This window comes from Streptomyces sp. NPDC008092 (assembly GCF_042957285.1).
In the GTDB taxonomy this organism is placed as follows: domain Bacteria; phylum Actinomycetota; class Actinomycetes; order Streptomycetales; family Streptomycetaceae; genus Streptomyces.
Map to the genome: position 1 here is coordinate 84,643 of NZ_JBIBHY010000016.1, position 15,180 is coordinate 99,822.

Here is a 15,180-nt window from a genome sequence, read left to right on the forward strand (position 1 = left end):
TGACGGAGCATCAGAAAATGTCTTCCGTCGGCCGCACGACTGCGGCATCCTGCGCCCATGCAGACGGAGCTGAGCAAGACCCTGGGAGTCGAGCACGCCGTCTTCGGCTTCACGCCGTTCCCCGCCGTGGCCGCTGCCATCAGCCGGGCCGGCGGTTTCGGAGTGCTCGGCGCGGTCCGCTACACCGCCCCCGACGACCTCAAGCGCGACCTCGACTGGATCGAGGCGCATGTCGACGGGAAGCCGTACGGGCTCGACGTCGTGATGCCCGCCAAGAAGGTGGAAGGCGTCACCGAGGCCGACGTCGAGGCGATGATCCCGGAGGGGCACCGGCAGTTCGTCAGGGACACCCTCGCCAAGTACGGGGTGCCCGAGCTGGCCGACGGCGAGGCGTCCGGCTGGCGCATCACCGGGTGGATGGAACAGGTCGCCCGCACCCAGCTCGACGTCGCCTTCGACTACCCGATCCGGCTGCTCGCCAACGCCCTCGGCTCCCCGCCCGCCGACGTCGTCGACCGCGCCCACGACCAGGACGTCCTCGTCGCCGCGCTGGCCGGCAGTGCCCGGCACGCGATCAAGCACAGGGACGCGGGCATCGACATCGTCGTGGCCCAGGGCTACGAGGCAGGCGGCCACACCGGCGAGATCGCCACCATGGTGCTCACCCCCGAGGTCGTCGACGCCGTCGCCCCACTGCCCGTCCTGGCGGCGGGCGGCATCGGCAGCGGCCGGCAGGTGGCCGCCGCGCTCAGCCTCGGCGCCCAAGGAGTGTGGCTGGGCTCCATGTGGCTGACCGTCACGGAGGCGGACCTCTCCTCGCCCGCCGTGACCCGCAAACTCCTCGCCGCCGGCTCCGGCGACACCGTCCGCTCCCGCGCCCTGACCGGCAAACCGGCCCGCCAGCTGCGCACCGAGTGGACCGACGCCTGGGACGACGCGAACGGCCCCGGCACCCTCCCCATGCCCCTCCAGGGCCTGCTCGTCGCCGAGGCACTGACCCGCATCCAGAAGTACGAGGTCGAGCCCCTGCTCGGCACCCCCGTCGGCCAGATCGTCGGCCGCATGACCGCCGAACGCAGCGTCCAGGCCGTCTTCGACGACCTCACCCGGGGCTTCGAACAGGCCGTCGACCGCATCAACCGCATCGCCGGAAGGAGCGGCAAGTGACCAGCACGCCCCCCGCCGGATTCTGGGCCCAGGCCTCGAGCGATCCCGACCGCAAGGTGCTCGTCGCACCCGACGGCGAGGAATGGACCGCCGGCCGCCTGCACGCGGCCGTCAACCGACTCGTCCACGGACTCCGGGCCGCGGGCCTGGAACGCGGCGACGCCTTCGCGGTCGTCCTGCCCAACGGGCCCGAGTTCTTCACCGCCTACCTCGCCGCCAGCCAGGCCGGCCTCTACCTCGTCCCCGTCAACCACCACTTCGTCGGCCCGGAGATCGCCTGGATCGTCGCCGACTCCGGCGCCAAGGTGCTCATCGCCCACGAACGGTTCGCCGGCCCGGTCCGCCACGCCGCCGACGAGGCCGGCCTCCCCGCCACCCACCGGTACGCGGTCGGCGAGGTCGAGGGCTTCCGCCCGTACACCGAACTCCTCGACGGACAGCCGGAGTCGGCCCCGGCGGACCGCGAACTCGGCTGGGTCATGAACTACACCTCGGGTACGACCGGCCGCCCCCGCGGCATCCGCCGCCCGCTGCCCGGCAGACTCCCCGAGGAGGCCTACCTCGGCGGCTTCCTCGGCATCTTCGGCATCCGCCCCTTCGGCGACAACGTCCACCTGGTCTGCTCGCCGCTCTACCACACGGCCGTGCTCCAGTTCGCGGGCGCGTCCCTCCACATAGGCCACCGCCTGGTCCTCATGGACAAGTGGATCCCCGAGGAGATGCTCCGCCTGATCGACACACACAAGTGCACCCACACCCATATGGTCCCGACCCAGTTCCACCGCCTGCTCGCCCTCCCCGAGGATGTGCGCGCACGCCATGACGTCTCCTCCATGCGGCACGCCATCCACGGCGCCGCGCCCTGCCCGGACCACGTCAAGCGGGCCATGCTCGACTGGTGGGGTCCCAGCGTGGAGGAGTACTACGCGGCCAGCGAGGGCGGCGGCGCCTTCGCCACCGCCGAGGACTGGCTGAAGAAACCCGGTACGGTCGGCAAGGCCTGGCCCATCAGCGAACTCGCGGTCTTCGACGACGACGGCAACCGGCTCCCGCCCGGCGAACTCGGCACCGTCTACATGAAGATGAACACCGGCGGCTTCGCCTATCACAAGGACCAGGCCAAGACGGAGAAGAACCGCATCGGCGACTTCTTCACCGTCGGCGACCTCGGCTACCTCGACGAGGACGGCTACCTGTTCCTCCGCGACCGCAAGATCGACATGATCATCTCGGGCGGGGTCAACATCTACCCCGCCGAGATCGAGTCCGTGCTCCTCTCCCACCCCGCCGTCGCCGACGCCGCCGCCTTCGGCATCCCGCACGACGACTGGGGCGAGGAGGTCAAGGCCGTCGTCGAACCCGCCCCCGGACACGAACCCGGCCCGGACCTCGCCGCCGACCTGCTCGCCCACTGCGCCGGACAGCTCGCCGGCTACAAGTGCCCCAAGACCGTCGACTTCATCGCCGAGATGCCCCGCGACCCCAACGGCAAGCTGTACAAACGGCGGCTGCGGGACCCGTACTGGGAGGGACGCACCAGGCCGGTGTGACCGCCAGGGCCCCGGCGGCCCGGCGCGCGGTCAGGGGCGCGGACGCTGCCGGCCCTCCAGGAATCCGCCGAGCCCGGCCGCGTCGGTGCCGAGCTTGCGGTAGACACGGGACAGCAGCTGCCGCACACCCTGCTCGGTGAGGTGCAGCTCCTTGGCGACCACCCCCGCCGAGTGCCCCTGGACGGTCAGTTCGGCGGTCCGCAGCTCCGGCGCGGTCAACGTGTCCACCTGCGCGTAGCGCAACGGCAACGGCCGCAGCCCGGACGCCGACAGCTCCTCCCTGGCCCGGGCCGCGAGTCCCTCGGCTCCGCAGTGGACGGCCCCCTCCAGCCCCTGGTAGAGCCGGTCGGCGGCCTCCTGGAGCCGGCCGCCCAGGGACAGCGCCGCGCCGTGGCCGATCTGGGCGCGGGCGAGTTCGTAGGCGGCCGGCGACTGCTCCAGCCGGTCGACGGCCTGCGCGTACAGGTCGACCGCCGCCGGCCCGCAGGTCACCTCGGCGAGCGTGTGCAGGGCCTGCCCGACGGCCGATGCGGCACCGAACTCCCGGGCCCGGCGCACGGCTTCCTCGGCATGGGCCACCGCCTCCTCGGGCGCGGTGGGCGCGAGCGCGGTCGCGAGCCGCAGCTGCCACGGACACCAGGCCGGGTTCCGCCAGCCCCGCGCGTCCAGCCACTCCCCGACCGAGGCCAACAGCCCCGCCGCCTCGGCGTGCCGCCCCTCGGCGAGGAGCAGTTCGGCGTAGACGGTGCGGGGGTCGGGGTAGATCACGGCGTTGACCGGGGTCGCGCCGAAGTGGTGGTCGTCGGCGAAGACGCGCGCCTCGGCGACGCGCCCGCGGGCCAGCAGGGTCTTGATGAGAATGCTCACGCCGAACCACTGGGCGGCCACGACCCCGTCCACCTTGTCGGCGATCCGCAGCCCCTCCCGTACGGCGTTCTCGGCTTCGGCGAGGCTGCCGCGGCGGTAGCGGATGTACCCGGCGATGGTCTGGCCGAACGCCAGATGGGAGCCGTGCCAGCCCTTGGCCACGCATTCGGCGATCCCCTTGCTGAACAGCTCCTCGGCCCGCCGCGGCTGGTCGCCGTACATGAACACCAGGGCGACGGAAAGGGGTACTTCGAACCCCCGGTTCTCGTCGGTCCAGCTCATACCGCCGTCGAGGGCCTTGTCCGCGTACGCGAGGGAGGTCTCTCTCGGTTCGCCGCGCATGGCCGCGTCCCAGGCCCGCAGTCCCAGGATGTAGCGTTCCTCAAGACTGCGGCCGGGCAGTTGCTCGGCCAGGCGCGCCAGCGTCCGGGAGCGGGTGGGCGAGTCGTGGTCGTCCGGGCGCACCATGCTCCAGACGAACTGGTCGGCCTGCATGCGGAGTTTGACCCGTGGATTCGTGGCCTGCCGTGCCTCCTCGGCGGCCACGCTCACGGCCTCGGCCAGCTGATCGGTGTGGGCCATGGCCGTGGTCAGCCGGTACACGATGGAGGCGCGCAGATCGGGGTCGACGTGCGGCTGGGCAAGCGCCTGGCGGAGATGCCGCACCGTGGCCGTGGGCTCGATCAGGAAGGTGGCGCACGCGAGTTCGTGGAGGACCGCGGCACGGTCCTCGGGCAGGGGCGGTTCCTGCAGTGCCCGGGTGAGCAGCCGACGGGCCGCCTCGGTGGCTCCGGCCCGGAGGTACTCGCGAGCGGCCTCGCGCAGGCACGCGACGGTCTCGGGGCGGTCTTCGCAGGGGACTTCCAGCAGGTGCCGGGCGGCCTTGGTGGGGCCGTAACCCGCGGCGAGGACGGCCTGCGCCGCCGTGTTGTGCAGACCGGTCCGGAAGCCCGTGCGGATGGAGCGGTAGATCGTCGTGGCGATCAGCGGGTGCACGAATTCGAGTTCGCCCTCGTGGCCGTGCCCGTCCGCCAGGATCCGCGCCGCGCGCAGCTTCCCGGTCGCCTCGGCGACGGCCTCGTCACCGAGTACGGCGATGGCCGCGGCGAGCTCCGGCGAGAACGGCGAACCCAGTACGGCCGCGGTCTGCGCGAAGCGCACGGTCGTGGTGCCGAGCCGTTCCAGGCGCTCGATCAGCCCCGGACCCTTGATCGCGGCGGCCAGTTCCCGCATCGCGGGCAGGTCGTCGTCGGTGCCGCCCAGTTTCCGCTCCGCGAGCCCGATGGCCAGTTCCACCGCCTCGAAGGGGCTTCCGCCGGTGGCCGACCAGCATTCCTTGCAGAACCGGTCCCCGGCCGTCTCCCCGATCTCGTTCCTGACGATCCGCGCGACGCCCTCCGGGGTGAGCAGGGCCAGGTTGTGGGGGCGGTTCCCGTGATCTCCGACGAGCGTGCGGAACTCGCCCGCCTCGGGCGGCAGTTCGTCGGGACGGTAGCTGACGACGATCAGCAGGGGAAGGTCGTCGACCCGTGGTGCGAAGGAGGTGAGCCAGCTCAGGGACTCCGGGTCGGTCCAGTGGAGGTCGTCCAGGAGCACGACGACGGGGGCCTTCCTCACCGTGAGGCGGGTCATGACCCAGTCGAGACCCTCGCGGACCCCGACCGGGTCCGGCGCGGGGCCGGGTCCCGTCGCTTCGAGTCCGAGGACGGCGGCGACGGTGTCGTACCAGCTGCCCAGGAAGACGCGGAGTTCCGCCTCGTCCATCCTTGCCAGCGAGGGCTGCATCAACTGGCGCACCACGCGGAACGCCGAGCACTGTTCCGTCTCGCTGCCCCTGGCCGACAACACCGTGAACTTGTGTGCCAGCGCCCGGGCGCGGGCTTCTGTGACGAGTGCGGTCTTGCCCAGTCCGGCCGACCCGGAGAAGGCGAGCAGCCCCTTGCTCCGTGCTCGTGGCGCGACACCCGTGGTGCGCCGCAATTCCCGGAATGCCGCGTCCAGGGCCTGAAGTTCCCGTCGGCGTTCGATCAAGGTCTCTTGGTCCGTGATCGGTTGCCGCGGCTCCATCGCCATATGCCGTACCGCTTTCTTTCGTTCGGCCCGGGGAGAGCCGAGCGTACGCCTTGTCGCGGTGTGGGCAGGCCGGACTGAGTACTATCGGGTGAATCATGAACTGCAGAAGGGATAATGTCCTTCCTCCGGGTAGATGACCCTGATCGCCAACTCCCTCGGGCGCGGCTGCGGGAGCGCGTCAGGTGCTCCTACGGCACGGCGGGCACCGACGTCACGTCCGCGTACCGGGGCACGGTTCGGGACCAGTGGTAACACCCGCGGATCCAGCCGGTCATGCCCGCCACGTACGCGAGGCCGGCGGGACTCAGCTCCTTCTCGACCTGGGCGTGGAGCCTCTGGAACTCGCGGATCGCGCCGTTGATCTGCCGGATGGTCAGGACGACGGCGGCGGGCAGGGAGCACCGGTGTTCACGCTGGTGGGCCAGGGCCAGGTTGATCATCTCGCCCGCGCGCTGTTCCTTCGCCGCGGAGAACAGATCGGCTGTCCAGACCGCCGCGTCGGCCGAGAGCCGGCTGAGCCGCACCACGGCCGGATGGTGGAGTTCCGCGGGGGACAGCTCCTCCGGCGCCGCGGCCTCGTAGAGCGGGTAGAACGGCTCGACGCCTGCGGTCAGCGACCGTATGGAGGCGCAGTCCCCGGTGCGCAGGACGACGGGGTGGGCCTGGGCCACCGCCTCGTACAGCAGGCCGTGCACGTATTCCCGGCTCTTCCAGGCCCATCGTGCGGCCTGATCGGGGGTGCACCGTTCCCGGACCTGCCGGTACAGGTCGGTGAGGGCCGCTCCGAGCGGTGTGCTGGGCGCACGGCCGTCCCGCAGAACGTCGACGCTCTCGCACAGCATGGGTATGAGCCCGGCCGGGGAGTGCCGGCCGATGTCCTCCGCCCGGTCGTCGAAGACGAACTGATAGGCGATCTGGTGGGCCACGATGCGCAGGATCCCGGGGTCCACCGTGGGGCTGGTGAAGGACGCGAGCTGAGCGGGACGAGTGCGGACGATCATCGCCGCCACACCTGGTTCGGCGGTCAGCCCCCACGTGCTCAGCCAGGCGTCCACACTGTTCGAGGCCTCCCGTTCATGGGGATTGCGCCGGAACGGAAACGGCATGTGCAGGTGGGTGTCGATGAGGTCCTTGAGGCTGGCCGCCGTCTGCCGGTCCGGAACGCCGACCGCGGCTTCCTCATGCGTTGTCGACACTGTGGTCACCTGCCGATCGGGATTCCGGTGCCTGCCGGGTGCGGACCGCGCGGCGCGGGAGCGGAGCGCTGGACGACGAGGTCTGTGACAGGCCGTGCGCACGTGGTTCGCGGACCATGACCAGCGAGCGCGGCCCGAGTGTGATCGCGGGGCGCGGTGGCCGCGCGGCGTACCCGGGCAGATGGCGCAGGCGCAGCCGGCCGGCGATGGTCGCGAGCGCCACGGTGATCTCGACCATGGCGAACTCGTCGCCCAGGCATTTGCGGTTGCCCGCGGAGAACGGCATCATCGCGCGCCGCTGTGCGGCGGTGGGCCGTCCCGGCAGCCAGCGGTCGGGGTCGAAGCGCTCGGGGTCGGGGAAGGACGACAGATCGTGGTGGAGGAGGTAGGGGCTGTAGAGCACGGTGGCTCCGGCGGGCAGCCGGCAGCCGGCGAGTTCCGTCTCGCGGGTGGCGACGCGGGTGAAGAGCCAGCCGGGGGACGAGTGCCGCAGCGTCTCGGAGACGACGCACCGGGTCCGGACGAGGTCCGGCAGGTCGTCGGGGCGGGGCCGGCGGCCGCCGGGCAGGACGGCGTCGAGCTCGGCGTGCAGGCGCTGTTCGGCCTCGGGATGGCGGGCCAGCAGACTGAAGGCGGCGGCCAGGGACAGGGCCGAGGTCTCGGCGCCCGTGAGCAGCAGCGTGATCAGGTGGTCGTGGATCTCCTGGTCGGTGCGGGCGGGCGCCCCGCCGTCGCCGTGGGCGGACGCCAGCAGGGTGCCCAGGACGTCGTCGCGCGCCGTGCCCCGGCGGCGTTCGGCGATCACCGCGTCGATGACGGCGTGCAGCCGGGCGAGCGCCCGCCGGTAGCGGCGGTTGGCCGGGGTCGGGAGCCGGAACAGCGCGTCGATCGGCACGACCGTGCGGACGAAGAGGCCGCGGACCACGTCGGCGAGGCAGTCCCGCACCTGGGCGGCGGTCGGGTCGTCCAGCGAGTCGGAGAGCAGGACCCGGCTGATCACGCGGGTCGTGAGGGTCATCATCGCCTCGGTGACGGGAACCGGCCGGCCCGTCTGCCACCCCTCGCACACCGACTCGGCCTCCTCGGCGACGAGTTCCGTGTACGCGGCGGCGTGGGACGGCCGGAAGGCCGGCTGCAGCAGCCTGCGCCGGTCCCGGTGCGCGGACTGTTGGCAGGTGACCAGACCATCCCCCATCAGCTTGCCCAGCCTGTCGTACAACGGGCCCCCTTTGTCGAAAGTGTGCGGGTCCATGAGCACCTCGTGGGCCAGCTCCGGGTGGCACACCATCCAGGCGCGCCGGGGGCCCAGCCGTATCTCGACCAGATCCCCGTGCGCGGGCAAAGAATTGAGAAACGCCAGCGGGCGACGGTATAAGGCGATACCGTGACCGAGGAGTGGGAATATGCCGGGAGCAGTACCTGTCGTCCACGTTCGTTTTTGTTCGGGTGCTGCACCGTTCATGGAAACCTCCTGCCCAGTGTGAAACGTGAAATGAGCGAACCTGTTTCGAGGCTGACAGTCCGAGACAAGTCCTGCCCAGTTCAATCGTGCTCGGGTTTCCGGAAACCTTTCTCCAAAGGGGCGCACGGGGGCACGTTGAAGCAAAAAGCGCAGGGCGTGAACGCCTCTTGATGCATGGTGCATCGATGGTGATTCCTTTTGTCACTCCGGTGCGGTCCCGTCCCGTCTCGCTTGACCTGCCCGGGCGACGGGCCGAGGATCATGAGTCATGACGCAGGGACAGGGCAGCACGGTGGACGGGGTGCTGCGGCGCAGCGCCCGGCGCACCCCCGCACGGGTGGCGGTGCGGTACGGCGAGCGACGGTGGACGTACGAGGAACTCGACGACGCCGTCTCGCGCGCGGCGAGCGTCCTGCTCGGCCAGGGCCTCGGCCGTGGCGACCGGGTCGGCACCTACGGGCACAACTCCGACGCCTACCTGATCGCCTTCCTCGCCTGCGCCCGCGCCGGCCTGGTGCACGTCCCGGTCAACCAGAACCTGACCGGCGACGACCTCGCCTACATCGTCGGCCAGTCGGGAAGTTCGCTGGTCCTCACCGACCCCGGCCTCACCGGCCGGCTCCCCGACGGCGTACCGGCACTGCCGCTGCGGGACGCCGACGGCTCGCTGCTGGCCCGGCTCGCGGACGCGGCGCCCTACGACGGGCCCGAACCGCGCACCGAGGACCTGGTGCAGCTGCTGTACACCTCGGGGACCACGGCGCTGCCCAAGGGCGCGATGATGACCCACCGGGCGCTCGTGCACGAGTACCTGAGCGCGATCGCCGCCCTCGACCTGAGCGCCGGGGACCGCCCCGCACACGCGCTGCCGCTCTACCACTCCGCCCAGATGCACGTGTTCCTGCTGCCCTACCTGGCGGTGGGCGCGACCAACGTCATCCTCGACGGGCCGGACGGCGACACCCTCTTCGACCTCGTCGAGGCCGGCGACGTGGACAGCCTGTTCGCGCCGCCCACCGTGTGGATCGGACTCTCCAACCGGCCCGACTTCGCCACCCGCGACCTCGGCGGGCTGCGCAAGGCCTACTACGGGGCGTCGATCATGCCGGTGCCCGTCCTGGAGCGACTGCGCGAACGGCTGCCGAAACTCGCCCTGTTCAACTGCTTCGGGCAGAGCGAGATCGGGCCGCTGGCCACCGTGCTCGCCCCCGAGGAGCACAAGGGGCGGCTGGACTCCTGCGGCCGCACCGTCCTGTTCGTCGAGGCACGCGTGGTGGACGAGGACGGCGCGGACGTCCCCGACGGCACCCCCGGCGAGATCGTCTACCGCTCCCCGCAGCTGTGCGAGGGCTACTGGGACAAGCCCGAGGAGACCGAACAGGCCTTCCGGGACGGCTGGTTCCGCTCCGGCGACCTCGCGGTGCGCGACGCCGACGGCTACTACACGATCGTCGACCGGGTGAAGGACGTCATCAACTCCGGTGGCGTGCTGGTCGCCTCGCGGCAGGTCGAGGACGCCCTCTACACCCACGGGGCGGTCGCGGAGGCCGCCGTGATCGGGCTGCCCGACGAGCGGTGGATCGAGGCGGTCACCGCGGTCGTCGTACGACGCGGCGAGATCGACGAGGCCGGGCTGATCGCCCACGTGAAGGAGAAGCTGCCCGCCTTCAAGGCGCCCAAGCGGATCCTGTTCGTGGACGCGCTGCCCCGCAACGCCAGCGGAAAGATCCTGAAGCGGGAACTGCGGGAGCGGTTCGGTCCCGCCTCCTGACACCCTGGAGGCCGCATCCGACAGGACCCAAGAAGTCTGGTTCCATACCTTGCGCGGCTGCCGGCGCCACGTCCGCCGTTCACCGGTGGCGTGCACATAGCAGACATGCGCTGCTGCCTCCCCGTCCCCCTCGGCGCACTCGCGGGCATCCCCGGCCCCTGCGAGATGCTGCGCTCCGGCTTCCTCCTCGCACCCGCCCTGCTCCGCTCCGCCACCGCCCCCCGCCCCCGCCACCCCCGTTCCCTCGCCGCCGTCCACCTGGAACTGGTCACCCTCACCGAGGACCGCGCCGTCATCACCTGGCACACCGCCCTGCCCGGCACCGACGACGGCACCGGCCGGCCGCTGCCCGCCGTCACCGAGGGCGAGGTCGCCTACGGCACCCACCCGGCCCGCCTCAACCGCACCGCGGGCGAGGACCGGCCCACCGCGCACCACCACGTCGAACTCACCGGCCTGGAGCCGGGACAGACCTACTACTACCAGGCCCGTTCCCGGGGCGTGCCCGCCACGCCCACCGCGCTGCACCTGGTGCGCGGCAACGCGGCCGGCACCTCCCGCCACGGCCTCGGCACGCCCGGCGGCCCCTACTCCTTCACCACTCCGCAGCCCCCGCCCGGCCGCCACCTGTTCTCCCTCGCCCTCTGCAACGACCTGCACATCGGCGAGACCGTCGCCGGCCTCGTGGCCGGGGTCCCCTTCCTGCGCGGAGTGGCGCAGCGGACGGGACAGAACGCCTACCCCGAACTCATGAGCCGGGCCGTGGTGGACGAGGCCCGCCACCGCGGTGCCCAGCTGCTGCTGGCCGCCGGCGACATCTCCGCCGGCGGCGGACCGCGCGACCTGGCGGAGGCCGGACGGATCCTCGACGGCTTCGGCACCCGCCGCCGGGACTACTTCGTCGTCCGGGGCAACCACGACCGCGCCGCGGCCGAGGACGACGCCTTCCACCGGGAGTTCGGCGAACCCGGCGAACCCGGCTGGTTCGAGCACGACGTGGCCGGACTGCGGATCATCGGCCTCGACACCTACGACAAGCGAGGCAACGGCGGTGACGCGGGCGGCCTCGGCGCCGAGCAGCTCTCCTGGTTCCGGCGCCGGCTGCGGGCCCACCGGGAACAGCCCACCGTCGTCTTCGGCCACCACCCGCTGACCGTCCGGGAGGCCCTCTTCCCGGTGAGCCCGGCGCAGCGCCTCGGCCGCCGCCAGGCCCGCGCGATCCTCCGGGCCTACGCCACCGCCCCGGGTGTGTTCCTCCACCATGTGGGCCACACCCACCGCAACAAGCGCACCCATGTGCCTCTCGCTCCACAGGTGACCCAGCAGGAGGTCGGAGCCGTCAAGGAGTACCCCGGCGGCTTCTTCCTGCTGCGGATCCACAGCGGCGGCTACGCGCTCAACTTCTTCCGGGCCCGCGCCACCGAGGCCCTGGAGTGGAACGAGCGCAGCCGCCGGCAGGCCGGGGGACTGTGGCCGTACCACGCACTCGGCCGGACCGTCGCCGACCGCAACAGTGTGGCCGCCCGCGACCTCTCCGGCATCGGCCGCCCCGTGCCGCCGTCCGCCCGGTCCCGTTCGCCCCAAGGGATGACCGCCGTCCCGAACCCCCGCCTGGATGTGGCCTAGAAGAACGGCACGTCCGTAGCGTGGGGACATGTCGACCCTGTGGGAACTCATGCAGGACTGCATCCCTGGCGACCACGCCCGTCAGGTCACCTCCCGCTACTACCTCGACGAAGCCATGAGCTCGTCGCGGGCACCGGACCGGGTGGTCGACCTCGGGTGCGGGCGGGGCACGTCGGCCGAGCTGTTCCGCAAGCACGACTCCGGCGTCCGCTGGGTGGGAGTCGACATCCGCGATTCGCCGGAGGCCGCCCAGCGCAGGCCCGGGGGCGACAGCGTGGTGTACTTCGACGGCGTCAACCTGCCGTTCCGCTCCGACGCGGTACCCCTCGTCTACTCCCACCAGGTCTTCGAACACGTCGCCCGGCCCAGGGAACTGCTCGCGGAGGTGAGCAGAGTGCTGCGCCCGGGCGGGCTGTTCATCGGCAGCACCTCCCAGTTCGAGCCCTACCACTCCTTCAGCCTGTGGAACTACACGCCCTACGGGTTCCGGGTGCTGGTCGAGGAGGCCGGGCTCGCCCTGGAGGAGATCCGGCCCTCGCTCGACGGCGTGACGCTGATCATGCGCACCTACCACGGCTCGCGGAAGAAGGAGTACGGCCGCTTCTGGCAGACCGAGTCGCCGCTCAACACGGAGATCGACGCCTGGGCCCGCAGGAGCAAACGGGAGACGGCCCTGGTGAACCTCCGCAAGCTCACGTTCTGCGGCCAGTTCGCGTTCCGGGTGAGCAAGCCGGGCCCGCCCGCCTGACGTCGCCGGCCGGCCGCCGAAATCCGTTGCGGCAGCGCGCCGCCGTCCCCGAAGATCTGCGCCATGCCCACTTTCACCGCAGCGGACGGGACCCGCCTCGCCTACCACGTCAGGGGGGAGGGCGAGCCTCTCGTCGTGCTGCCGGGCGGCCCCATGCGGGCCTCCGGCTACCTCGGGGACCTCGGCGGGCTGACCGCCCACCGCCGGCTGGTCCTCCTCGACCTGCGCGGAACCGGCGACTCCGCCCTGCCAGCCGACCCGGCGTCGTACCGGTGCGACCGACTCGTCGACGACGTGGAGATGTTGCGGGCCCACATGGGGCTCGACCACATGGACGTACTGGCGCACTCGGCCGGCGCGAGCCTGGCCGTCCTGTACGCGGCGGCGCATCCGCGGCGGGTGCGGCGGCTCGCGCTGATCACCGGCAACCCCTCGGCCCTGGGCCTGCAGGCCACCCCCGAGGACCGGCTGGCGGCGGCCCGGCTGCGGGCGGGCGAGCCCTGGTTCGAGGGGGCGTTCCCCGCGCTGGAGGCGTGGCTGGCCGGTTCCGGGGAGTTCGATGAGGTGTTCATGCCCTTCTTCCACGGCCGCTGGGACGCCGCCGCCCAGGCCCATGTCGCGGCCACCGAGCAGCAGACCAACTTCGAGGCGGGCGACCGCTACTTCGCCGAGGGCGCCTTCACCCCGGACGCCACCCGGGCCGCCCTGCGCTCTCTGACCGCCCCCGTCCTGGTGTACGCCGGAGAACTGGACGGCGGGCCCAGCCCCGCCCTGGCCCGGCGAGCCGCCGAGGCCTTCCCGGTCGCCGAGACGGTCGTGCAGCCCGGCGCCGGTCACTACCCCTGGCTCGACGACCCCGAGTGGTTCGTCCGCCGTGCCGTCGCCTTCCTGGACGCCTGAGCCGCACCGGGATCCCGGGGCCCGAACGCCGTCAGGAAGCGGTCGCGGAACCGGTTCATCGCCCAGATCGGCGCGTCGGGGGCGGGCTTGAGGCCCGGGGTCCAGCCCCAGCCGGCGACCCGGTCCAGGACCGCCGGGTCGTGGGCGACGATCGTGACCGGGACGTCCCGGCGCGGACTGCCCGCGACCACCTCCGGGCGGGGCTGGTGGTCGCCGAGGAAGACCAGGACCGTGTTCGGGCGGGCGTGGCGTCGCATGAACCCGAACAGGCTGCGCAGCGAGTACTCGATCGAGGCGCGGTACTCGGTCCGCACGCTGTCCGTGTCCTTCCAGACCTCCGCCGGGTCCTTGCCCGCCTGCCGGATCGGCCCGAAGACCGAGCCGTCGCCGAGGTCCTTCCAGTCGATCATGCGGGGGAGGGGCGCCCAGGGCTGGTGGCTGGAGGCGAGGACGATCTCCGCCATCAGCGGGCGCCGGTTCCGCCTCCCGTACTCCAGGCGGTCGAAGGCCTCCAGCGTGAACTGGTCGGGGACGGGCGTCCAGCTGAAGTACGGGCCGCGGTAGCCGAGATGCGTGGAGTCGTAGGCGCGGTCGAGACCGAAGAACCGGGCCTCCGGCCAGGTACGGCGGACGCCCGGGACGACACCGACCGTGCGCCATGCGCCGGTCCTGCGGAAGTACTGGTTGAGGGTCGTCCGGTCACCGGAGACCAGATTGCGGTATCGCTGCTGGTTGTTGATCCACAGTCCGGACAGCAGCGTGGCATGGCACATCCAGCTGCCCGCCCCGAGCACCGGGGCGCGCAGCCAGCCGCTGCGCGCCCCGAAACCGGCCGCCTTGAGGGAGGCGGTGCCCTCCCGGAGGACCGCGCCGACCTGCCGCGCCATCGCCGGGTCCTCGATCGCCGTACGGCCGTAGCTCTCGACGAACGTGAGCAGCACGTCCTTGCCGCGCAGGCCCGTCAGCAGCCGGTCCGGCGGAGTGTTCCCGAAGGCGTCGGCGGAGGCCTCCGCCGCGAAGACCCGCGCGTCCGCAAGACCGGCGCGGAACGCCCGCACCCGGTCGTCCACCAGCTGGGCGTCGAGCGTGGCGGCGACCGGCGCGCCGCCGGCCTGGAGACCGAAGGTGGCACAGGTGACCCAGGCGACGGCCAGCACCAGCACGACACGGCCCGCGGACCGGCGACGGCGCGCCATCCGCTCGGCGACCCGCACCAGGGCGAGAACGGTCACGGCCGGTACGGCCACGGCCAGGAGTACGCCCCCGGCAATCGCGAGCACCTCACTGGTGCGGCCGAAAGACTCCCGCACGTAGTCCGCCGCGTCGTCCAGCAGGACCCAGTCGAGCACCAGGTCGAACGGCCGTTGCAGCACCGAGTAGAAGCCCATGTCCAGGCACTTCACCAGCGCCAGCAGCCCCACCGCCGCGCCCGCCGGCACCGCCGTGACGCGCCGTGCCCGCCGCGGCAGGATCAGCAGCACCGCCGCGAGCACGATCCCCTCGGCCGGGAGGCGCAGGAACGCCGCCGGCGTGAGCAGGTCCAGCCGGTCGGGCAGCAGCAGCGCGGCCAGGAGCAGGAGGGCACAGACGGCGGTCGTTCCCACCGTGACGCCGCGGGCGGTGCGTGGACGCCTGCGCCACCGGCCCCCCTCCGTGCCGGGATCCGCCGGTGCGGGCGAGGTCTCCGGCGGCCGGGCAGGCGTGGGGTGCGACACCGGAGGTCCTTCCGTGCGGCGGCCGTGACACTGTGCGCATGATCGACTTCAGATCGTGCGCACAGAGTACGGCCCGCGGACCGCCCCGCGGCGGTGGCACACCCG

Annotated in this window: 10 protein-coding genes; 6 read left to right on the forward strand and 4 right to left on the reverse strand. The window is 72.2% G+C overall.

Annotated features, from left to right (window positions below):
- The first annotated feature begins 57 nt into the window (after positions 1 to 57).
- On the forward strand, positions 58 to 1,167 hold the full coding sequence (locus ACFZB3_RS39925) for a nitronate monooxygenase (protein ID WP_391385743.1): 1,110 nt from the start codon (positions 58 to 60) through the stop codon (positions 1,165 to 1,167).
- Entirely contained in the window at positions 1,164 to 2,717 is a 1,554-nt protein-coding gene (locus tag ACFZB3_RS39930) for an AMP-binding protein (RefSeq protein WP_391385746.1), read from the forward strand. The genes ACFZB3_RS39925 and ACFZB3_RS39930 overlap by 4 nt, the downstream gene beginning before the upstream one ends.
- Positions 2,718 to 2,747: 30 nt before the next feature.
- On the opposite strand, the gene ACFZB3_RS39935 is transcribed toward ACFZB3_RS39930, so the two are convergent.
- The 3 genes from ACFZB3_RS39935 to ACFZB3_RS39945 all read right to left on the reverse strand — a co-directional run bounded on the left by ACFZB3_RS39935 (position 2,748) and on the right by ACFZB3_RS39945 (position 8,315).
- Positions 2,748 to 5,615 carry an AAA family ATPase gene (locus ACFZB3_RS39935; RefSeq protein ID WP_391385749.1) on the reverse strand — a complete coding sequence of 956 codons (2,868 nt, stop codon included), beginning with the start codon at positions 5,613 to 5,615 and terminating at the stop codon, positions 2,748 to 2,750.
- A 230-nt stretch (positions 5,616 to 5,845) separates the two neighbouring features.
- On the reverse strand, positions 5,846 to 6,853 hold the full coding sequence (locus ACFZB3_RS39940; RefSeq protein ID WP_391385752.1) for a (-)-alpha-amorphene synthase: 1,008 nt from the start codon (positions 6,851 to 6,853) through the stop codon (positions 5,846 to 5,848).
- A complete protein-coding gene (locus ACFZB3_RS39945; protein WP_391385755.1) occupies positions 6,837 to 8,315 on the reverse strand; it encodes a cytochrome P450 in 1,479 nt (492 codons plus the stop codon). Before ACFZB3_RS39945 ends, ACFZB3_RS39940 begins: the two co-directional genes overlap by 17 nt.
- Positions 8,316 to 8,583: 268 nt before the next feature.
- Here ACFZB3_RS39945 and ACFZB3_RS39950 point away from each other — a divergent pair, with 268 nt between their 5' ends.
- The 4 genes from ACFZB3_RS39950 (at position 8,584) to ACFZB3_RS39965 (ending at position 13,360) form a co-directional block, all read left to right on the forward strand.
- Positions 8,584 to 10,086 (forward strand): fatty acyl-CoA synthetase, encoded by a 1,503-nt coding sequence (locus ACFZB3_RS39950; RefSeq protein ID WP_391385758.1) that lies wholly within the window; start codon positions 8,584 to 8,586, stop codon positions 10,084 to 10,086.
- 90 nt (positions 10,087 to 10,176) lie between these two features.
- Positions 10,177 to 11,712 carry a fibronectin type III domain-containing protein gene (locus ACFZB3_RS39955; RefSeq protein WP_391385761.1) on the forward strand — a complete coding sequence of 512 codons (1,536 nt, stop codon included), beginning with the start codon at positions 10,177 to 10,179 and terminating at the stop codon, positions 11,710 to 11,712.
- 28 nt (positions 11,713 to 11,740) lie between these two features.
- Positions 11,741 to 12,460: a methyltransferase domain-containing protein gene (locus tag ACFZB3_RS39960; RefSeq protein ID WP_391385763.1), complete on the forward strand. Its 720-nt coding sequence runs from the start codon at positions 11,741 to 11,743 to the stop codon at positions 12,458 to 12,460.
- Positions 12,461 to 12,523: 63 nt separating this feature from the next.
- Entirely contained in the window at positions 12,524 to 13,360 is an 837-nt protein-coding gene (locus ACFZB3_RS39965; RefSeq protein ID WP_391385766.1) for an alpha/beta fold hydrolase, read from the forward strand.
- On the opposite strand, the gene ACFZB3_RS39970 is transcribed toward ACFZB3_RS39965, so the two are convergent.
- Positions 13,297 to 14,964, reverse strand: coding sequence for a sulfatase (locus ACFZB3_RS39970; RefSeq protein WP_391385769.1), 1,668 nt, complete (start codon positions 14,962 to 14,964; stop codon positions 13,297 to 13,299). The two genes, ACFZB3_RS39965 and ACFZB3_RS39970, sit on opposite strands and share 64 nt — an antisense overlap.
- Between the last annotated feature and the right edge of the window lie 216 nt (positions 14,965 to 15,180).

Coding starts and splice junctions, on each gene's coding strand:
- ACFZB3_RS39925 (WP_391385743.1), top strand. CDS start 58: ATGCAGACGGAGCTGAGCAAGACCCTGGGAGTCGAGCACGCCGTCTTC.
- ACFZB3_RS39945 (WP_391385755.1), bottom strand. CDS start 8,315: ATGAACGGTGCAGCACCCGAACAAAAACGAACGTGGACGACAGGTACT.
- ACFZB3_RS39950 (WP_391385758.1), top strand. CDS start 8,584: ATGACGCAGGGACAGGGCAGCACGGTGGACGGGGTGCTGCGGCGCAGC.
- ACFZB3_RS39960 (WP_391385763.1), top strand. CDS start 11,741: ATGTCGACCCTGTGGGAACTCATGCAGGACTGCATCCCTGGCGACCAC.
- ACFZB3_RS39965 (WP_391385766.1), top strand. CDS start 12,524: ATGCCCACTTTCACCGCAGCGGACGGGACCCGCCTCGCCTACCACGTC.